The 17774-nt window shown below is 49.8% G+C and carries 21 protein-coding genes; 12 read left to right on the top strand and 9 right to left on the bottom strand.

Annotated elements, in window-relative coordinates:
• The first annotated feature begins 137 nt into the window (after positions 1 to 137).
• Together AC5JQH_RS05410 and AC5JQH_RS05405 are read left to right on the top strand one after the other, a co-directional pair.
• Positions 138 to 3203 carry an anti-phage protein gene (locus tag AC5JQH_RS05410; RefSeq protein ID WP_493805368.1) on the top strand — a complete coding sequence of 1022 codons (3066 nt, stop codon included), beginning with the start codon at positions 138 to 140 and terminating at the stop codon, positions 3201 to 3203.
• Between the two features lie 34 nt (positions 3204 to 3237).
• Positions 3238 to 4325, top strand: a protein-coding gene (locus tag AC5JQH_RS05405) for an IS3 family transposase (RefSeq protein WP_092033697.1) whose coding sequence is annotated in 2 segments (ribosomal slippage) — positions 3238 to 3490 and positions 3490 to 4325 — 1089 coding nt in all. Because the reading frame shifts where the segments join, the coding sequence is not laid out codon by codon here.
• Between the two features lie 151 nt (positions 4326 to 4476).
• Here AC5JQH_RS05405 and AC5JQH_RS05400 read toward each other — a convergent pair.
• Positions 4477 to 4908 carry a tautomerase family protein gene (locus AC5JQH_RS05400; RefSeq protein ID WP_493805367.1) on the bottom strand — a complete coding sequence of 144 codons (432 nt, stop codon included), beginning with the start codon at positions 4906 to 4908 and terminating at the stop codon, positions 4477 to 4479.
• A 329-nt stretch (positions 4909 to 5237) separates the two neighbouring features.
• On the opposite strand from AC5JQH_RS05400, the gene AC5JQH_RS05395 reads away from it, so the two are divergent.
• A complete protein-coding gene (locus AC5JQH_RS05395) occupies positions 5238 to 5744 on the top strand; it encodes a hypothetical protein (protein WP_439531424.1) in 507 nt (168 codons plus the stop codon).
• Between the two features lie 135 nt (positions 5745 to 5879).
• Here AC5JQH_RS05395 and AC5JQH_RS05390 read toward each other — a convergent pair whose 3' ends face one another.
• The 4 genes from AC5JQH_RS05390 to AC5JQH_RS05375 form a co-directional block, all read right to left on the bottom strand.
• A complete protein-coding gene (locus tag AC5JQH_RS05390; protein ID WP_493805366.1) occupies positions 5880 to 6341 on the bottom strand; it encodes an RDD family protein in 462 nt (153 codons plus the stop codon).
• A gap of 198 nt (positions 6342 to 6539) precedes the next feature.
• The gene (locus tag AC5JQH_RS05385; protein ID WP_219120611.1) at positions 6540 to 7286 is read right to left on the bottom strand and encodes an NYN domain-containing protein; all 747 of its coding nucleotides are present in this window, start codon (positions 7284 to 7286) and stop codon (positions 6540 to 6542) included.
• Between the two features lie 40 nt (positions 7287 to 7326).
• The gene (locus AC5JQH_RS05380; protein ID WP_493805365.1) at positions 7327 to 8124 is read right to left on the bottom strand and encodes a hypothetical protein; all 798 of its coding nucleotides are present in this window, start codon (positions 8122 to 8124) and stop codon (positions 7327 to 7329) included.
• Between the two features lie 146 nt (positions 8125 to 8270).
• Complete coding sequence (locus tag AC5JQH_RS05375) at positions 8271 to 8411, bottom strand: hypothetical protein (RefSeq protein ID WP_493805364.1); 141 nt, start codon at positions 8409 to 8411, stop codon at positions 8271 to 8273.
• Between the two features lie 71 nt (positions 8412 to 8482).
• On the opposite strand from AC5JQH_RS05375, the gene AC5JQH_RS05370 reads away from it, so the two are divergent.
• From AC5JQH_RS05370 to AC5JQH_RS05360, 3 genes are all read left to right on the top strand, one after another.
• The gene (locus AC5JQH_RS05370) at positions 8483 to 9394 is read left to right on the top strand and encodes an alpha/beta fold hydrolase (protein ID WP_493805363.1); all 912 of its coding nucleotides are present in this window, start codon (positions 8483 to 8485) and stop codon (positions 9392 to 9394) included.
• Positions 9395 to 9752: 358 nt separating this feature from the next.
• On the top strand, positions 9753 to 10778 hold the full coding sequence (locus AC5JQH_RS05365) for a nuclease-related domain-containing protein (RefSeq protein ID WP_493805362.1): 1026 nt from the start codon (positions 9753 to 9755) through the stop codon (positions 10776 to 10778).
• A gap of 117 nt (positions 10779 to 10895) precedes the next feature.
• Positions 10896 to 11198: a hypothetical protein gene (locus AC5JQH_RS05360; RefSeq protein ID WP_286810848.1), complete on the top strand. Its 303-nt coding sequence runs from the start codon at positions 10896 to 10898 to the stop codon at positions 11196 to 11198.
• A 135-nt stretch (positions 11199 to 11333) separates the two neighbouring features.
• Here the strand turns inward: AC5JQH_RS05360 and AC5JQH_RS05355 are convergent, their stop codons facing one another.
• Complete coding sequence (locus AC5JQH_RS05355; protein WP_286810849.1) at positions 11334 to 11507, bottom strand: RSP_7527 family protein; 174 nt, start codon at positions 11505 to 11507, stop codon at positions 11334 to 11336.
• 126 nt (positions 11508 to 11633) lie between these two features.
• Between AC5JQH_RS05355 and gcvA the strand changes: the two genes are divergently transcribed.
• Together gcvA and AC5JQH_RS05345 are read left to right on the top strand one after the other, a co-directional pair.
• Positions 11634 to 12512, top strand: coding sequence for a transcriptional regulator GcvA (gene gcvA, locus AC5JQH_RS05350; protein ID WP_493805361.1), 879 nt, complete (start codon positions 11634 to 11636; stop codon positions 12510 to 12512).
• Between the two features lie 50 nt (positions 12513 to 12562).
• Positions 12563 to 13225: a hypothetical protein gene (locus AC5JQH_RS05345; RefSeq protein WP_493805360.1), complete on the top strand. Its 663-nt coding sequence runs from the start codon at positions 12563 to 12565 to the stop codon at positions 13223 to 13225.
• Between the two features lie 35 nt (positions 13226 to 13260).
• Here AC5JQH_RS05345 and AC5JQH_RS05340 read toward each other — a convergent pair whose 3' ends face one another.
• The 3 genes from AC5JQH_RS05340 to AC5JQH_RS05330 form a co-directional block, all read right to left on the bottom strand.
• Positions 13261 to 13764: an MOSC domain-containing protein gene (locus tag AC5JQH_RS05340; protein ID WP_493805359.1), complete on the bottom strand. Its 504-nt coding sequence runs from the start codon at positions 13762 to 13764 to the stop codon at positions 13261 to 13263.
• Positions 13765 to 13801: 37 nt separating this feature from the next.
• Positions 13802 to 14548: an SDR family NAD(P)-dependent oxidoreductase gene (locus tag AC5JQH_RS05335; RefSeq protein WP_493805358.1), complete on the bottom strand. Its 747-nt coding sequence runs from the start codon at positions 14546 to 14548 to the stop codon at positions 13802 to 13804.
• Positions 14549 to 14677: 129 nt separating this feature from the next.
• A complete protein-coding gene (locus tag AC5JQH_RS05330) occupies positions 14678 to 15220 on the bottom strand; it encodes a nucleoside 2-deoxyribosyltransferase (RefSeq protein WP_008172520.1) in 543 nt (180 codons plus the stop codon).
• 148 nt (positions 15221 to 15368) lie between these two features.
• Between AC5JQH_RS05330 and rho the strand changes: the two genes are divergently transcribed.
• The 4 genes from rho to AC5JQH_RS05310 are packed head-to-tail and all read left to right on the top strand — an operon-like array spanning position 15369 to position 17718.
• A complete protein-coding gene (gene rho / locus AC5JQH_RS05325; protein WP_493805357.1) occupies positions 15369 to 16421 on the top strand; it encodes a transcription termination factor Rho in 1053 nt (350 codons plus the stop codon).
• Between the two features lie 38 nt (positions 16422 to 16459).
• Positions 16460 to 16672 (top strand): hypothetical protein, encoded by a 213-nt coding sequence (locus tag AC5JQH_RS05320; protein ID WP_092034368.1) that lies wholly within the window; start codon positions 16460 to 16462, stop codon positions 16670 to 16672.
• A gap of 31 nt (positions 16673 to 16703) precedes the next feature.
• Positions 16704 to 17336 carry a nucleotidyltransferase domain-containing protein gene (locus tag AC5JQH_RS05315; protein ID WP_273069025.1) on the top strand — a complete coding sequence of 211 codons (633 nt, stop codon included), beginning with the start codon at positions 16704 to 16706 and terminating at the stop codon, positions 17334 to 17336.
• Positions 17299 to 17718, top strand: coding sequence for a hypothetical protein (locus AC5JQH_RS05310; RefSeq protein WP_008172514.1), 420 nt, complete (start codon positions 17299 to 17301; stop codon positions 17716 to 17718). Before AC5JQH_RS05315 ends, AC5JQH_RS05310 begins: the two co-directional genes overlap by 38 nt.
• Positions 17719 to 17774 lie beyond the last annotated feature (56 nt).

The following is a 17774-nucleotide window of genomic DNA, read 5'->3' as shown; positions in this document are numbered from 1 at the left end:
TGGTACTTTATAGGTTAGAGAATTTTCTGTCAGCATAGAAAGAGTATAAGCTTCGTAATTGATGACTTTTAAATCAGTGAGATAAAGCTTTGCTGATAAATTGCTATGTAAAATAGATCAAAAATGCTGGAGACCACGTGCAAAACTATGTAATTTTTGTAGTAAGCGATATTCATCTAAAGGCTTCTAATAACGAAAAGGTCATAAAGAAACTTAGGGAGTTTGAAAAACTAACTAAGCTAATAAAGAAGTCGAAAGGCAAGAGCTCCTCATTAGTGCTTGTGCCTGGTGACCTAGCATTTAGTGGAATAAAGGAAGAATATGATTTGCTCTCAGAGATATTTTTGGATTTGGTGACAGAGCATACAATAATTACAAGTCCAGGAAATCACGATCATGACTTCTCGGCATATAAGGGAAAAACAAGAGAGATTCTTTTGAATTCTAGTGTCAATGATGTTGATGACGGAGTTATAGAGCACGTCACGAAGGGTCAATTCGAGTATTTTGAATTCGTAAATAAAGTAACACCTACTTCGCCGTCAGAAGAGAATGTTTTATCAAAGAGATACGATATCGATCCATCAGTGTCTGTGCGGTCTTTAAATACAGCGTGGTGCTCCAAGCTAAATGAAGTTGGAGGGGAAATAATATTCCCCGTTGATAAGATCGTTGATAAAAATAAAGATTCTGAAGTTAACATAAGCATAATGCACCATCCCCTTGCATGGTATGAGCCCAATAATCAGAAGCAACTCAGGGCAAAATTGCGAGAAACGTCAGATATTATCATTACAGGTCATGAGCACGTTTCTGATTCTTTTCGAGTACATGCTGAAGATTTTTCTAATGTATTAGTCGAAAACGTATCATTTGACGATAATGAATGTGATCAAAACGGATTTTTAGTCCTCGTTGGACAAGATGAGAACTTAATAATTGAACGATGGAATTGGTCGGGAAATGAGTTTGAGTGCGAAGAAGAAAAGACTCTAAAAGAGGTTGTTCAATCAGGAGTTGAAAAAGTATGCGGATTCGAGGTCAAACTTAAATTTTTAAGATTTCTCAATGATCTAGGTACGGGTTTTACCCATCCTGATCTAGACGACTTGAGTCTTGATGACGTGTTCGTGTATCCAAATATTAGAAATTTAGCTAAAAAGAACTCAACTATTTCGAGGGAATCATCTAGTAAACTTTTAGCTGACGAAAGTGTTCTAAATATAATATTAATAGGAGAAGAGTGTTCAGGAAAAACAAGCTTGCTCAAAAAGCTTTGCAGAGATTCAATGGAAAATGGAGAGATATCTATATTTCTGGATGGAGTAAGTATCAGAAAATCAAGAACTTTTGATGAAAAGAAATTAGAGTCTGCTTTGAAGGATTCGTATGAGGGGCTCAATCTCATAAAACTTCAGGACTCCAGTGTTAGGAAAACTCTTTTTCTAGACAACTTTGATCAAGTTTCTGGTGATGCTAAATCTCTATCTTCCTTCTTGCGATTTTGTGAATGTCACTTCGATCGTGTCGTTGTTGCGGTTTCGGACACCTATGACCTCAGCGAAAACGAAATTTCAAGTGATGTAATTTTCAGTGAAGATTACTCTAGAATTCAATTATTGAAGCTTGGATTCCGACTCAGGTATGAGTTGATCGATAAGTGGAATGGATTGAAATCATACTGTTCTGAGTCCAAAAAAGAATTGGTAATGGCTAATGACTCATCCCATAACCATATCAATAAAATTATTGGTAAGAACTATATTCCGTCTACGCCATTTTTTCTTTTAACTATGCTTCAATCAATGGACCACGGTGTTGCATCCGATATTAACACCAGCTCTTATGGTTATTACTATCAGTATCTGATTACCAGTAGTCTGGGTGCAGCGTCCGTTAAGAAAGAAAGTTTGGATGAGATATTTAACTATATAAAAGAACTTTCGTTTTTCTATTACAAGTCTGGAAAGTTAACTCATAGTTTTGATAGTCTTTGGGAATTTAATAGAAATTTTTGCGATGATTACGGCTTGAAAATTGATTGTAGCTCTCGTCTTGGGCTTCTTGAAAATGCTCGTGTCCTCCAATGCACCGATGATATTTACGCATTTAAGTATCCGTATGTATATTATTTCTTTATTGCAAAATATTTGTCTGACAATCTCTCTGATGATGAGTGTATATTAATTGTTGATGAATTAATTGAGTCCCTCGGAAAGAGGAAGAGCATGGATATATTAATGTTCCTTACTCATCACTCAAAAGATAAGAATATTCTTGATAAGATAGTATCTAAATCTAAGAAGATTTTTGAGGGTGTTACTCCAGCTGACTTGGATCTCAATTCTAAATTCCTTGAGAACATTGTTGATAACATTCCAATGATCAACTTCAGAAATGTTGATACACAAGAGTATCGAAAAGGTGTTGAAGACCTTAAGGATGATAAAGAGGAGAGTGAGAGGGATGCCGCAGACCACGAAGTCGAAAATGATGATGAGCCTAGTTCTAAGAGTGACTTTGTTACTGAATTCAATCTTTCTTTTAAGTCTCTTGAGTTGCTTGGGCAGCTATCTAAAAATTACTATGGATCCCTCAAGGTAGGCCAAAAAAGATTGCTTCTTCAGGAGGCTATAGAAGCGCCGCTTAGAGCGATCGAGTCGATTTTTGAGATCATGAGGGATGATCCAGATAACGTGCTGTATATTATAGAAAACAGGATTAAAGATGGTGTTGAAGACGGTTCAATTAGTGATTCTGATTTAAAAAATTTTGCTAGAAAAGTTTTATTTAATATTCTGTTTTTCATATCTTTTAGTGTCATTAAGAAGATATCCAACGCAGTTGGTAGTAAAAACCTCGTTCCTGTTATTGAGGAGATAACCAGTGGGCTGGATACTAATGCAGCTAAGCTTATCAATCTCTCGGTCAAACTCGACATGGGAAGGCATGGTTCTATCGAAGATTTAAAAGATATTAAACGGTCTTTGGAGGATAGTGGTATTTCGTTGACGATTCTGAGGTCAATGCTCGTTCATTATCTTTACATGTTTGAGGTGCGGGACAACGATGTTCGTCAAATTTGTAGTGCTGTTGGGATCAACTATCCAAAAGTCTCGCAAAAGATCGGTGTTGAGAATTTGAGGAAATTTAACGCAAAAGGATTGGTAATCCACCCGAAAAACAGCGGTGATCAAAAGTAGAATTTTCCGTAAGCTACACGCAGGGAGATTCTGCATGAAGAAGTCACGTTTTTCCGACAGCCAGATACTGTCGATCCTGAAACAAGCCGAGAACGGCGTGCCGGTTCCGGAGCTATGCCGTGAGCACGGCATGAGCAGTGCGTCGTTTTACAAATGGCGAGCGAAATTCGGTGGCATGGATGCGTCCATGATGGCCCGCCTGAAAGAGCTGGAGGATGAAAACCGTCGGCTCAAGAAGATGTACGCCGAGGAGCGGCTCAAGTCGGACATCCTCAAGGAAGCCATTGAAAAAAAGTGGTAAAGCCGTCTCGTCGACGTGAGATGGCGCAAAAAGCCGTCAGTGAAAGGCGCGTCAGCATTCGCCTGGCCTGCTGGATGTTCAGCATCAGTGAGACCTGCTACCGCTATCAGCCCAAGTTGAGCAGCGAGAATGCTGAAATCGCGGACTGGTTGGTGCGGTTGACTCACAACCAGCGGAACTGGGGTTTTGGCCTGTGCTTTTTGCACCTTCGAAACGTCAAAGGGTTTCGCTGGAATCACAAGCGAGTCTACCGGATCTATCGGGAACTGGAGCTGAACCTGCGCATCAAGCCCAAGAAACGCCTGGTTCGTGAAAAGCCAGAGCCCTTGGCGGTGCCGGAAACGATCAACGACAGTTGGTCGATGGACTTCATGCATGACCAGTTAAACGATGGTCGCGGTTACAGGCTGCTGAATGTGATTGATGACTTCAACCGAGAAGGCCTTGGCATCGAGGTGGACTTCTCACTTCCGGCAGAGCGTGTTATCCGATCACTTGAGCAGATCATTGAGTGGCGAGGGAAACCACGCTCCATTCGCTGTGACAACGGCCCCGAGTACATCAGCGGTAAGCTGGCGACCTGGGCAGAGAAGCAAGGTATTGCACTGGCGTTTATCCAGCCCGGCAAACCCCAGCAGAATGCCTATATCGAACGTTACAACCGAACGGTCCGCTACGATTGGCTGGCACAGTATCTGTTCGACAGCACCGAAGAAGTCCAGGATTATGCCACTCGCTGGCTCTGGCACTACAATCACGAACGACCCAATATGGGACTCGGAGGGATTACTCCTCAACAAAAGTTGGCCATGATGGCCTAAGGTCTACTTTTGAACCCCGTTAAAAATGGGGGGATTACCGATTGTCTGGTTAATCTGATAGCTGGAGACATGGTAAAGCCGGAACAGATATGTATAGGAAAGCCGGGACAGATCTATTATTGGATCTATTATTGCGAATCTATTATTGCGGTTATTTGGGTAAGCTGCCCCGCTTTCCCGGAGTCATTCCCTTTTCCCACTCAGCTTCATCGCCCGGCGCTGGCCAAAACCGCCCAAATTCGATCATCTGGGTGGCCGGAATGTCCTGCAGATAGATCCAGACATCTTCACCTTTGATGTCCACGATTTGGGCGATGTCTTCAAGCATCTGGCTCATCAGCGCTTGTTTGATCTCGATGCTTCTGCCATCCCGCACCAGGCCGTGAACATACACCTGAGGCGCTGTGTTCACCCTGCCACCCACAAAGTGGTCGCCCTCATTGGCCGCAGCAAACAGAACTTGGGCAAAGAACCGGGGAGCGCCGGTTTGGGCGCTGTGGGCCGCTGTGATGGCCTCGGCGATCTGTGATTTCTGCTGCGGCGACAGAGGCAGATTCGCGACCGTGACGGTGTAAGTGGGCATGGGAAACTCCTGCCATGGGTTGTACGTTTGCGCTGGATCTCGCCACTATGGGAGTGAGGCGGGCTTGTTTCACTATAGCAACACTTATCTGCCAGGCCCCGGCGATTTACGCTGTCGATCACGGTGGGGCGGTTGCAGGTAAGTGAAGGCGGTGTGGTTGGTGAGATTATTGAACTGCCGGTTTGATCAGATGGGGAGACCGTGACATGCTCCGGTTTCTATAGGTTTCAAATTCGATCCTTACCCAAGTCGATAGACCGCCGAGTTAGATAGGGAGAAGCCTTTAAGGGCCCCGCCTGCCGTATTCGCAACCTTCGGTACGACAATTAATGATTAAGATTCTGTCTGTGTCCTTCGCTCTTTCTGTGGCGACTTTTTTACTGATTTTGGCAAGCCCGGTAATTGTTTCGGAGGGAGGGCAAAGACTGGGGCCGTCTCCATATGCAGAGAGAATTGATGAGCTGTATGAAAGCATGAAGGGTGCAGGTAACTCACCATATTCGCAGGAGTGGCAGGAATTAAAGGAGCTGAATCAGAAAAACAATGATTGGTTTGAGGAGCGCCGTGGAGAACGGGGAGGTGCTCCAAGCCTAGGCTATTTTGATGTTCTGCAGGAGATTAGCTCTGCTATCACCTTTATTCTGATCTTGGTTTGGGGCGTTGGTTATCTGCTTACTTACCGGTTCTTTGATGGTTATTGGTCGCTGCTGATTTTGGTTTTTCCATCACTGATGTTTGCTCTGAGAATTCTCTCTTTCCAAGCCTTTGTTTCGATAGTTCTGTCGGTACTGGTTGTTTATTCAGTCAAGACTTTAAGGAAGAGAGGAGGAGCTTAGAGAAAACCGGGGCAGCTCTATTTTTCGCGACATAGACCTTTCCCGGTTTCGGTTCCTTATATATGTGAAGGCAGTCTTATGCCTTGCTCTCCGTATTTAGCTGTCCTTCTCGGCACAACTTCCGATATGAGTATGTCAGGTGTCGAACGAAACGGGTTTCGGTGCCCGGTGCTTCTTCCGCACGACCACTGTCCCCGCGAGCTTGTCATGCCAGCCCTGCTTGCGGGAATCAAAGGCCACCCAGAAATAGCCAAGACCGAGAGGTAATAAGGAGAGGTAGTATGCGAGGTAGCGTCCGATCAATTGGCCAGTTGTTGCAGCATTGCCAGTTTTGGCATCAACAATTTTGGCGGAAACGGCCATTTTCCCTGGTGTTGCCTGTTTTGATATCCAAAATAGAATCACAGCTACAGCAGGAAATACCCAGGACAAAAGAAAATCCATGGGCCCAACGATTAAACTTGTATCCTCCCAGTAGGACTCACCATAGAACGCGGTGAGCAGGGGAAACACAATAATACCTATCAAGATAGAATCGATCAGCGTTGCGCCAGTTCGAGTCCAAAAGCCGACGTATTCCAAGTCATCATATTCCATACTTCATCCTTTAAATTCATGAGTTTGCTTCCCGTGCGGGCCAACTGTGAGGTGGCCTTCTTCAGTAAAGTTTGGCATTACAGAGCGTAAGTTACCAAGCTAACTACAATTTGCACACTTCAAAAAATGAAACAGATTGTTACCGTAAAGATGAGTCTTATCAGCTGGGCCTGAATCAGAGGGTAAACCGGGACAAAGCTATTTTTCTGGGCTTTTGATATGCAGGACGTTCTTATCCCGCACACTCATCTCGAATAGTTCACTGGCTCGAATAAGATCGCTCAGCTTCTTGTACCCGTAGTTCACGGGGGAGAAAGAGCTGTTATTAGAAATATACTGGCCAACTTTTCCTAGATGCGCCCAACCATCATCGTCAGCAGTCTGTTCCACCGCAGTTCGTAGGGTTCGGACCAGTACGGTGTCGCCCCTTAGTTGATTACGGCCCCATTTGGTTTCCACGGTTGGTTTTGGCGTTCCACCGTTGCTGACGTTATCGGGTTCCTCTGTGTCTTCGCGCAGGTTTTCTGTGTAGATGAATTGCGAGCAGGCGTTCACGAAGGGCATGGGGGTTTTGCGCTCGCCGAAACCAAAGACGGGCAGACCGGCTTCGAGAATTCGCATTACCAGGGGCGTAAAGTCGGAATCACTGGTCATGAGGGCGAAGGCATCGACGTTGCCGCTGTAGAGCAGGTCCATGGCGTCAATAATCATTGAGGCATCGGTCGCGTTCTTGCCGGTGGTATAGGCAAACTGCTGAACCGGCCGGATGGCGTTGGCGTGTAGCTTTTCGATCCATCCACCCAGTTGCGGACCGTTCCAGTTTCCGTGGGCATGGCGCACGTTCACAGCCCCGTATTTGGCGAGCTCCTGGAGTACCCCTTCGATGGATTGGTGACTGACGTTGTCACAGTCGATGAGAAGAGCGATTTTGTAGTTGCTGTTCATCTTGTTTGAGCTGTCCTTGTCTCTGGTAGTTCTGACCTTCTCAGAACAGTTTGCGCTGGTGCGTCTGGATGTCTGCCTCCTCGATAAACTTGAAGCTGAACCTTTCGCCGTCGAGTTCTACTGTCAGAGCATATATTGACTCAGGCCTTTGGTCGAAGCGAGTCATCTGGGATTGAAACCTTCCGCTGTAACTCTGGCCCGGAAAAACAGTTGTCTTCTGGAGATATCCATCCATCGAATTCAGGTTGCGCTGCAGGTCTGACTGGATGTTTGAAACTCCGGCCTGGACGTTGGCTTGAATCTGAGCCTGAGCTGCCGCAGAGGCGGCGGGGTCATGGGTGTATGACTGAGCGGTGCCGTAGTAGCTCGCTGTCCCTCCGCTTCCGTATGCGGTTCCCGAACCGTAGGTTGTGGTGGTCTGAGACTGTGCAGCACTGAAGCTTTGGGCCATCGCGCTGAGTGCAAGTGCAGTTCTTCGGGATTGAGCGCGACTGATGTGTTGTTGAGTCAGCTCGTTGTAGGAAAGAAGATCAATTGAGTACTCGTCTTGCTGAAAGGAGATGTTTTCCACACTGACGTTCACGGGTTCTTCAGACTTGTTCTGAACGAAAAGTAGCGCAGTTATGGGCTCCCACGCCTGTTTTCCATCTCGGACAGCCATCTGAACCACATAGTCATCAGATTCTTGCTTCTGGATGATCCATCCCTCTGAGAAATATGCCATTGAATCGTCTGACGGAAAGGCATTGAAACTGGTATTGATCGTTTGCGTTGCGCAGCCAGTTATTGTGACTAAACCGAGTGCCAGAAATAAGAACCGGTTGATGTGATCAAGCATTGTCAAAACCATACAGGGCTAAAAAGTAGTTTGCAGTGCATGATGTTAGCAGAAGTTCAACAGATAAGACCGGGGGAGCCGGGACAGATCTATTGTTGCGGGTATTTGTGTAAGTTGGCGCGCTTTCCCGGAGACATTTCCTCTTCCTACTCAGCTTCATCGCCCAGCGCTGGCAAAAAACGCCCAAACTTGATCATCTGAGCCGTAGGAATGTCCTGCAGATAGATCCAGGCATCTTCACCTTTGAGGTCAACGAGTTGTGCGATTTCTTCAAGCATCTGGCTCATGAGGGCTCGTTTGATCATCGAGGCAATGAGCTATCCTGAGACTCTCGACCTTCAAGCATGCGAGCCAAACAATGATCGAAACGCCCCTGGAATTTCAGAGCGATGGTACAACCTGTCGCGGTGTTCTTTACACGCCGGATGCCGGCAGTAAAGGTTTACCGTGTGTCGTCATGGCCCATGGTTTTGGGCTGACTCATGCCAGTGGTCTGGAACCGTTTAAAGAAGCCTTCTGCAATGCGGGTTATGCGGTCTTTGCCTTTGACTACCGCCATTTCGGTGACAGTGACGGTCAGCCACGGCAGACGCTGAGCCCTTGGAAGGAAGTTGCAGATTGGCTGGCGGCACTGGATTTTGCGCGGCAGCTGGATCGTGTCGATGACAACCGTATTTGCCTGTGGGGAACGTCGTTTTCCGGCGGGCTGGTGATTGCGGCCGCGGCAAAGGATGGAAACGTGCAATGCACCATCTCCCAATGCCCGATGATGGATGGTCTGGCGTCTTTATTGGGGGTTGTCGGTTATGCCGGCCTCATGCAGGCGATGCGCCTGACCTGGCACGGAACGGTTGACTGGCTTCGTCGTGGGCTGGGGATGTCTCCCCGGTATATTGCGTCGGCCGGTCGCCCCGGCGAGTTGGGCATGATGACCGCTGAGGACTGCCAGGAGGGGTATGTTCCCTTGATGGCCGATAACGCGTCGAATTACGTCGCAGCGGGCGTGAGTTATGCCATTCCTCTTTTCCGGCCTATCCGGTTGGCCAGCAAAGTCGCCTGCCCGGCACTGGTGTTGATTTGCGACCACGATACGGTCGCCCCGGCGAGTGCTGCAGTCAAAGCGGCCCAGAGAATGCGGAACGCGGAAGTGAAGCACTATCCGGTCGGCCATTTTGATGTCTATCGGGGCGAAGCTCTGGATCGGTCCATCGAAGATCAGCTCGATTTCTTGGCCCGGTTTTTCAAACAAATCGGAGCCCGAAGTGATTAAGCCCAGTTGTTACAGCTGTCGGAAAAGATTTGAGCCATCTGAGCTCAGAGTCTCTTACTCTAAAAACTACTGTGAGCGCTGTGGTGTTGGGCTGTTTGGTGACGATTATTTCGGTTTCACCGCTAAGCCTGCCCCAACTGTCCGCAAGAACCTGGCGGTCCATTTTGCAGTGCTTCTTCTCGGGGGTGCTGGCTTGCTGTTATGGCTTTTGACGGGCCGGTCGTGACCGCTCAGAATCGGGACAGGTTTGTTTTATGTGGTTTACTAAATTTTTCGTCTCCCGAGTGGGAAGTTTCCCAAGGGTTAGACTAGTGTGTAGTTATAAGAAACGGATAAACGCCGCTGTTAAGGATGACAGATGGACTACGCCCCGGCATTACCGCCCCTCTTCGATTATATCTGGTACCTGATACCGCTCTTCATTCTTGCGGCGGTTATCAAATCCCCCTGTTTCAAAGGCAAAGCCGGGGAAGCAGTGGTTAATTTCTCCGCCAAACTCGCTCTAGGTAAAACCCGTTGCCACCTGATCAAGAACGTTGCCCTGCCCACCGAAGCCGGCACCACCCAGATTGACCACATCATTGTTTCCCAGCACGAGATCTTTGTCGGGGATTCCACATTCAAAACGCCCATGCCGGAGAGCGTGACCCACGGTGGTGGGCATGTCGGCTTTATCAAGGCCCAAATCGAGCAGCGGTTGTCGACTGTTGAAGTTCAGAAGGTGATGGAAGCCATTGATTGCAATAACGAAGCGCGCTACCTAGTCACTGCTAGGCATGCAAATTCTGACAGATGTTTTACAGATCACGAAAGAAAACATAACAATCAGGCAAAGGGGTTGTTTATGAATGTCATGTTATTTCCGAGTTACGTTTTGGTGGTATTACTTGTTTACGGTAATACAGTGTTTGCAGACTCACTTTCTTATCGGGACAAGGCAGGCCAATGTTCTGAGCATGGATACAAACTCTGTTGGCGCTATTGTCTTGTGGCCGCTAAACAACAAGAGGCAGGTCAAACGGTTAAGCATGGAGAGCAGTGTGATGCTGAATACAACAAAAAATTTACGCATACACCCTATCAATCGAAATCCGATCCAGATTATCTTCCTTCAGGTTCGTGGTTGTTAGGTAGTGATGTTGTAGGCATATATCGACATAATGCTGGCAGGAGTAGACATATCATTGACGCACCATCACATCCGGAATGGAAAGAAAAATGTGCAAGTACAGTGCGTATTGAGCCACCTATGATCAAGTCACTGATGAAAAATGGAAAAACGTTACAGAAAGGAATGAAAGTTCATTTGAGCAAAATACAAGTTAAGGCAATATCAGGCAATCGATTTGAATGCAAAGCGGGGAAGGTTGAGGTGCTTGATTAACCATGGAAAACCGCGGCAGAGCTATTTTGGATGGGGTTAAGGGCATAGAATTGGCGAATGGTATCGACTGGGTGCGGATGTGCACCCAGATAACAACCGCGGCGACAGGCCCTCACTATGAATGTGGATAAAGCAAAAAAGCGTATTGCGAAGCAGGTTAAGAAGGGCTTTCACGGCTATCCGTTGGTTTCGCTGGAGTACTTTGGTAAAGCGAACTCTGGCAAAACGCCCGATTCAGCCAGCGAGGTTGTGATTTCTTATACCAAGGAAGAGGGCGCGGAGCCCCAGAAGCAAACGTTCGCAAGTGGCGGTGATGCCAGGGAAGATGAAACCATTCAGTCCACACTTCTCAAAATCATTGAACGGGCGGATGCAAAAACGGTTACTGAGATCGACGGTATTTCTACTCTCCCTTCTTAAACTTCGCTACTACGTCAATCTTCACGCTATTTCCCGCCTGTATGTCGGAAAAGCCTAGAAGCAGGCTGGTTCGCCAGCGCCGGCGAAACCAGCCAATTCACACGTAAGGTCATTGAGCGCTGAAGGGAGCACAGGTCAATGGCCGGTAGACAGCTTTGGCAGCTTCACGTGGAAGAAGGATTTGATGTTGGCTTTCAATGAAGTCGCCATCTGCGCGATGTGCTCACTACGCTGTTGCTTTGCAAGCTGGGTGTAGTAATCAATGTCGATAGAGCCGTCTTCGTTCAGTTTCGGAGCTTGGTAACTCATGATGCTGTGTCCTCGTTTGATATGTGAGTCATTTCGATAGGGAGCATATTAATGAGTATGAGGCTGTTGAAAAAGCGATCCTTTCTCATCAGAATGATGAATTAATCTCACCATTCGAGCGAAGTTATGCGCCACGTGCCACCCCTGAATGCGCTTCGGGTATTTGAATCAGCCGCGAGACATCGCAGCTTTGCCGCAGCTGGCAAGGAACTTTTTGTGACATCGTCCGCGGTCAGTCATCAGGTGAAGACACTTGAAGAATATTTGGGGCTTTCACTATTTGACCGAAGCAGGCGAACGGTGACGTTGACCACTGAAGGCGAGCAATACCTCACATCTGTCAGGCACGCGTTCGACGAGATTGAGATGGCCACTCAGCGTCTGACTGAGAACCAGGAATCCAACGTGGTCAAGATCAGCGTTGCCCCCAACTTCCTCACCCGCTGGCTGATGCCGCGCATGGCGCGATTCCAGGCCTTGTACCCCGATATTGAACTGGAAATTAATGCGTCCATGGGGCTGCTGGATTTCGATCGCACAAGTACCGACATGGCGGTCTATTTCGGGAGTGGTGAATGGGACGATATCGAAGTGCATTTTCTGCGCAGAGTAATGCTGGTGCCGGTGTGTAGCCCGCAGCTATTGGACGGTGAGTTACCGCTCGAAAAACCTGAAGACCTGGCTAAACACACTCTGATCTATGTCAGCAAACGTAAGTGGGAGTGGGAGAACTGGCTGCAACAGTCGGGCGTTGATTTTATATCCGCCCGGGGCAGCCTACAGATGTCCAGTGGGCAACTGGCCACGGCGGCGGCCCAGGAGGGCCTGGGAGTTGCCCTGGCTGATAGCACCCTGACGTCCCGTGAGATTAAATCGGGTAAGTTGGTGGTGCCGTTCGACATCCAGCTCGATACGAATAGGGCCTTCTATCTGGTCTACCGCAAACAACGTCCGCTGACCGTCGGGATGAAAGCCTTCAAGGAGTGGCTGATGAGCGAGATGTAACGAAACCGGGACCGGGACAGATTTATTTTCTAAGAGCGTTCGACATAACCATGCATAGCAGCAGCCTGCGAGGCAGCGATTTCAAAATTACCCAGCATGGCGAGGCCATTCCGCACGCGGACTTGTTCTCGTCGTTTCAGGATACGGATCGCCTTGGCATCGTTGTCCCTCGTCGGTTTGAGGGCATTGGTGCAATGACCCTCATCATGGCCTACGTTACCGCCTTCTATGACCGCTATCGCGAGCGCGGGCCAGAGTTTTATGCCTACCCGGATTTCTTTACGTTTCAGCGGGAGGCCCCGTGTGCCGACTATGGCATGTTCGACATCTGGCCAAACCACAAGAACGTCCACGTTCCACAAGGCGCGCAGCAGACCGCCGAGGCCATTACCGGGCGGGGCGTGAACGTTTTACTGGTTCCCGACAACGACGCGCGGGAGGTAGTGATCTCACCGGTTGAACGGGAAAGCGCCAGGCGCAATGTGCAGCACTGCTTTGCCTACTCCGGGTCCGGTACTGCGGCGTCGTCCGATCTTGTCATCGAGTGCCGGAGTGAACTGCTCCGGAGTTATGCATTGTCGGTTCTCGATTCCCTGCCCGCCGACGAATCGGCGCTGGAACAGCGCAGCCAATGGGAGGCCCGACTGGCCGGCGACACGTTGCGCCAAACGTTTCGCAGGTTGGACCTTGATGATGCGTTGCAGAGGCTCTGAGGTGAACAATCGCCGACTTCGTGCTGCCTGATGACTCAGGGCTGGGGTATTAGCAACGCCTGCACTTCGTCACCAAGAGCCAGCTCACCCCCTTCAACCACTCGTGTAGTAATGCCTCCATGCCCGCGCATGGCGTTGTACCCACCCGGCCCGAGAGCAGTCTCCATCTTGCTGCAGGGGTGGCACAGGCCCGTGTATTCCAGCACCACACCACCAATCCGGAACCGTTTGCCTTTCAGGGCCAGCAGGTTCAGGCCAGAGACAACGATGTTGCGCCGGAAAACCTCGGGGTCAATGGCTTCCCGCTGCAGGCACGAGGCAATGGCATGCAGATGTTCTTTCTGGATCAGGGTCACCTGCCGTTTGCTGGTATCGCGGCCCTTGAATCGATCTCCGTCCAGCCCTTTGCCCGGGGTGGCCGTGACCCTCTCGATCACCTGCATGGGCTCGCCGCGTGCAGGGCGGATGCCAATCCACTCAACGCGGCCGCATTGGGGAAGTGTGTCGAGCAGGGTTTGAAGTGGGGTCGATTCGGGCATGGGCGTTATAAAACTCCTTGTGCGATTAGTTGGCGGCTCAGGACAAAACCTGGCCGCCGTCCACCACCAGTGTCTGGCCGGTAATCCAGCGGGCCATATCGGAGGCCAGGAATAACGCGACGTCGGCGACTTCCTCCGGCGTGCCCAGGCGCCCGAAGGGAATCCCCTCGCGAATACGCTGGTAGAGCTCTGGATTGTTCTGCCGGGCCTGATCCCACACGCCGCCCGGAAACTCGATCGAGCCAGGGGCAATGCCATTAACACGCACTTTATGCGGGGCCATGGTCACCGCCAGGCTGCCGGTGTAGGGAGCGACCGCGGCCTTGATGGCTGCGTAGGGGGCGGTGCGTGTCGAGGCATGCAGGGCGGCGATGGAGGCAATGTTGATGATCGTGCCCCCGGTTTCCTTAAGCGCTGGCAAGCAGATATGGCCGGCGCGAACCGTGCCCATCAGATCCACTTCAACACTGCTCAACCAGCCTTCTTCGTTGTCGTCCCGCCCGAACGCCGAGGCGCAATTGACCAGCACGTCCAGGCCGCCCAGGTAGTCCATGGCGTTCTGCAGATAAGTTTCCAGCTCGGCCTTGTCGCCGATGTCGCAGGGGGCCACATGCAGTGCCAGCCCCTCGCTTGCCACTTCTTTTGCCAGAGCGTCCAGGGACGCCTGCCCGCGGGCGCACACAGAGACGCTGGCCCCGGCCCGGACAAACCCCAACGCGATTGCCCTTCCAATACCCTTGCTGCCGCCAGCGACGATGACGCGCCGGCCGTGGAAATCAAACATCACTGAATGTTCCTGTTTTCCCATAAGCTTTGGTCTCGACCCCGGGCACCGCGAACTGTTTTGCCTAGGTTCTCTCTTTGAATTTCAGTTTGCAATTGCCGTTCATGCGCTGTGGAAACCGGGACAGATTTATTTTTTTATCGCCCTCACGCAACGGCGGAACAGCTCGGCCGAAAAGTACCGGTGTTCGCCGGGCTGCTCTGCCACGAAGAGCTGGCCACCGGAACTGTAGATTCCGCCCTCGATCATCAGGTTGTCGCTCATTTCAAAGTCTTCAATGGTATGGCCCAGTTCGTCCAGGTCGGTGGCGCCTGCTCGTTCCCGGTAATATCGGCTTTCCAGGGTAAACCCGAAGGCGGGTTTACCCTGTCCGATCATATAACCCACCTCAAAGACGGTGCCCGGGTCCGCGCTGATGCCGCGGAAGGGGGTCAGGTTGGCGATGATGGCCTGGCAGCTGTCCATCAGTTCCCGGTTGGCCCGGTAGATCCGATGCCCGCGCCTGAATTTCGCCTCGTTGGCGGACAGTGCCAGTTCAGTATCCAGCGGGTCTACGCCCTCCAGTCCGTTTTCCTGTAGCAGGCGTTTTTTCTCGGCCACGATGGCCTGATGTTCAGCTGCAGGGAAGAAAACTTCCGGGCCGGCGAGGTAGATTCGTTTTGGCTTCGTCATGGGTGCCTCATAGAGCTGATGAAACTGCAGGATAGCATCCAGTATTTTCCAGGTAGCAGAAATGGTGCAGCGTGGTCATACTCGCCAGCCTGCTTTCACGTTCCTTTGTGACCGTTCGGATGAGTGAAAATCGGGACAGACGTATTTTGTGCACGCTGGTGTTTTGCCTTGGGCTGTGTTTTTCGAAAAATATGTATTAAACAAGAGCTATCAAACAATCATGACGAGAAAGACATTAGGTTTAACCGGAACACGAAAAAAAGACCCTAAACCAGTGGCTACGGAAACCGAAGCTAAGGTTGAGGTTGAAAGTGAGGCTGATCCACAAAAACGTTTTTTAAATGCTGTGGCTATCAATCCCGCGCCGGGGATTCGGCTGGAGTTGGGTTCCGAACAGCTCACGGTGCGCGCGATGGATTTGATCACGCCAATTGGCATGGGGCAGCGAGGTTTGATCGTTGCGCCGCCGGGGTCTGGAAAATCGACGGTTTTAAAACACATTTGCCAGGCGGTGGGAAAGGCGTATCCCGAGATTAAACTGTACGCGTTATTGATAGATGAGCGACCCGAAGAGGTCACTGATTTCAGGCGTAGCGTCCCGGCTGAGGTACACGCTTCTTCTTCGGATGAAAGCTATGCTCATCACGTTCGCGTTGCCGATGATCTTCTTGATATCGCCCGCCAACAAGCGGGCGAGGGTCACAACGTTATGATTGTGATTGATTCTCTCACGAGGCTTTCGCGTGTGCATAATGCGGAGCGAAAGAGCAGCGGTCGTACTATGTCTGGCGGGATGGATGCTCGAGCGATGGAGATCCCGCGGAGGTTGTTTGGCGCTGCACGAAACATTGAGAATGGCGGCTCGCTGACCATTCTGGCAACCGTTCTGGTGGATACGGGCAGCCGCATGGACCAGGTTATCTTTGAGGAATTCAAGGGCACGGGGAACATGGAGCTGGTGTTATCGAGAGACGTTGCGAATCAGCGAATTTTTCCCGCGCTGGATATTTCGAAAAGCAGTACACGCCGTGAAGAGCTGCTGTTGGATCCAAAAGATTTAGACAAAATAAGAGCATTGCGCCGGGCGCTTGGCGGTCTCAAACCGCTAGAGGGCACAAAAAAGTTGGTGGAGCTGCTTGAGAAGTACCCCACAAACGCCGAGCTTCTGAAAAACATCCCCCATTCTTTTGACAAGGCGTAAGCGTAGCGTTCAAGACAGGGCGTTTTTGAGGAGTAGGTATGTTCCACATTCACGTCGAGCGGGTGCTTGAAAAGGATATTGATACGGTTTTTGAGGCCATGGAATCGGCTTTTCCTTTCGGGCTCTTTCGAGCCGAAGATGAACCCGGCGATGCCAACGATGCAGTCCTCGGCGCCAATGTCGCAGAGGTTTTCTGTGGTTTCTTCAGCCACAGTTTTAGAGAGGTGCTTTCCGACCCATTTTGGGTATAATTGTACCTTAATTGGGTATTTCGGGGTTTGTATGGGAAATCAACAGCTTTCGAAGCAAATGGGAATGGCGGAAGCGCTTTTCCCCGCGACCCGGCAAAAGGTTTTAAAGCTTTTTTTCTTGAGGCCCGATGCCGAATTTGCTCTACGTGAGGTAATTGATGCGGTTGGCGCAGGGTCTGGTGCAGTGCAACGAGAGGTAGCGCGGCTGGTCGATTGCGGACTCGTTTTTCAAGATCATCGAGGCCGGCAAAAGCGCTACAGAGTAAATCGAGAATCCCCGATTTACTTTGAGCTCGCCTCTCTGGTGACGAAATTGCTCGGCCCAGAATCTCAGATCGATGCTGCGTTGCAACCTCTGTACCCTGAGATTGATATCGCGTTGCTTTACGGCTCGGTGGCGAAGGGTGTTGATCACGCGGGAAGCGATGTTGATCTCTTGCTAGTATCCGACACTGTGAGTCTGGAAGATATTTTCGAGACCCTTGATCCGGCAGAACGTTCGCTCGCTCGGACAATTAATCCTACGGTGTATACTCGAAGCGACTTCAGAAGCCGTATTGTGAAAAAGCAATCTTTCCTTACCAGGGTCCTGGATGGGCCTTACATCCTACTTAAAGGGAATTTGGATGAATTCGGAATCTCTCGACAATCTGGTCAAGATTAATAAGCTCCATCGGGAGCCTCCCGATGCAGAAGAAATCAAAGGATTGATACGCTCTGGGACCGTTCGTTTGAACGATGCACGTTTTGAATCGCTTAGCATCGAAAGCCGTTTTGATCTCTCGTATAACGCTGCACATGCGCTGTCACTCGCCGCTTTACGGCATTGCGGTTATCGGTCGGACAATCGCTATCTCGTCTTTCAATGTTTACAACACACCCTGGGGTTGTCGGCGGCGAAATGGCGGGTGCTTGATCAAGCCCATAAAAAGAGAAATCTGGCGGAATATGAAGGGGAGATCGACCTGAGCCCTGCCTTGGTTCAGAGTGTTCTCAAAATTGCAGAAGAGATCGAGGAGGCCGTTCTCAGGCTAACGGGCGATTGAAGAACGTATCGTCAAACTCTTGCATCGAATCCAGGGCTGCTCACCTCATTGAGCCA

Source organism: Marinobacter sp. H13, assembly GCF_059072335.1.
This window is presented reverse-complemented; position numbering and strand designations above follow the sequence as displayed.

What these genes read in the sequence shown, in the direction of transcription:
- AC5JQH_RS05320 (WP_092034368.1), top strand. Translation starts at nt 16,460, where the DNA reads ATGTTCCACATTCACGTCGAGCGGGTGCTTGAAAAGGATATTGATACG.
- AC5JQH_RS05390 (WP_493805366.1), bottom strand. Translation starts at nt 6,341, where the DNA reads ATGGAATATGATGACTTGGAATACGTCGGCTTTTGGACTCGAACTGGC.
- AC5JQH_RS05375 (WP_493805364.1), bottom strand. Translation starts at nt 8,411, where the DNA reads ATGAGCCAGATGCTTGAAGAAATCGCACAACTCGTTGACCTCAAAGGT.
- AC5JQH_RS05360 (WP_286810848.1), top strand. Translation starts at nt 10,896, where the DNA reads ATGAATGTGGATAAAGCAAAAAAGCGTATTGCGAAGCAGGTTAAGAAG.
- AC5JQH_RS05330 (WP_008172520.1), bottom strand. Translation starts at nt 15,220, where the DNA reads ATGACGAAGCCAAAACGAATCTACCTCGCCGGCCCGGAAGTTTTCTTC.
- AC5JQH_RS05355 (WP_286810849.1), bottom strand. Translation starts at nt 11,507, where the DNA reads ATGAGTTACCAAGCTCCGAAACTGAACGAAGACGGCTCTATCGACATT.
- AC5JQH_RS05395 (WP_439531424.1), top strand. Translation starts at nt 5,238, where the DNA reads ATGATTAAGATTCTGTCTGTGTCCTTCGCTCTTTCTGTGGCGACTTTT.
- gcvA (WP_493805361.1), top strand. Translation starts at nt 11,634, where the DNA reads ATGCGCCACGTGCCACCCCTGAATGCGCTTCGGGTATTTGAATCAGCC.
- AC5JQH_RS05335 (WP_493805358.1), bottom strand. Translation starts at nt 14,548, where the DNA reads ATGTTTGATTTCCACGGCCGGCGCGTCATCGTCGCTGGCGGCAGCAAG.
- AC5JQH_RS05400 (WP_493805367.1), bottom strand. Translation starts at nt 4,908, where the DNA reads ATGCCCACTTACACCGTCACGGTCGCGAATCTGCCTCTGTCGCCGCAG.
- AC5JQH_RS05345 (WP_493805360.1), top strand. Translation starts at nt 12,563, where the DNA reads ATGCATAGCAGCAGCCTGCGAGGCAGCGATTTCAAAATTACCCAGCAT.
- AC5JQH_RS05315 (WP_273069025.1), top strand. Translation starts at nt 16,704, where the DNA reads ATGGGAAATCAACAGCTTTCGAAGCAAATGGGAATGGCGGAAGCGCTT.
- AC5JQH_RS05380 (WP_493805365.1), bottom strand. Translation starts at nt 8,124, where the DNA reads ATGCTTGATCACATCAACCGGTTCTTATTTCTGGCACTCGGTTTAGTC.
- AC5JQH_RS05370 (WP_493805363.1), top strand. Translation starts at nt 8,483, where the DNA reads ATGATCGAAACGCCCCTGGAATTTCAGAGCGATGGTACAACCTGTCGC.
- AC5JQH_RS05385 (WP_219120611.1), bottom strand. Translation starts at nt 7,286, where the DNA reads ATGAACAGCAACTACAAAATCGCTCTTCTCATCGACTGTGACAACGTC.
- AC5JQH_RS05365 (WP_493805362.1), top strand. Translation starts at nt 9,753, where the DNA reads ATGGACTACGCCCCGGCATTACCGCCCCTCTTCGATTATATCTGGTAC.
- AC5JQH_RS05310 (WP_008172514.1), top strand. Translation starts at nt 17,299, where the DNA reads ATGAATTCGGAATCTCTCGACAATCTGGTCAAGATTAATAAGCTCCAT.
- AC5JQH_RS05340 (WP_493805359.1), bottom strand. Translation starts at nt 13,764, where the DNA reads ATGCCCGAATCGACCCCACTTCAAACCCTGCTCGACACACTTCCCCAA.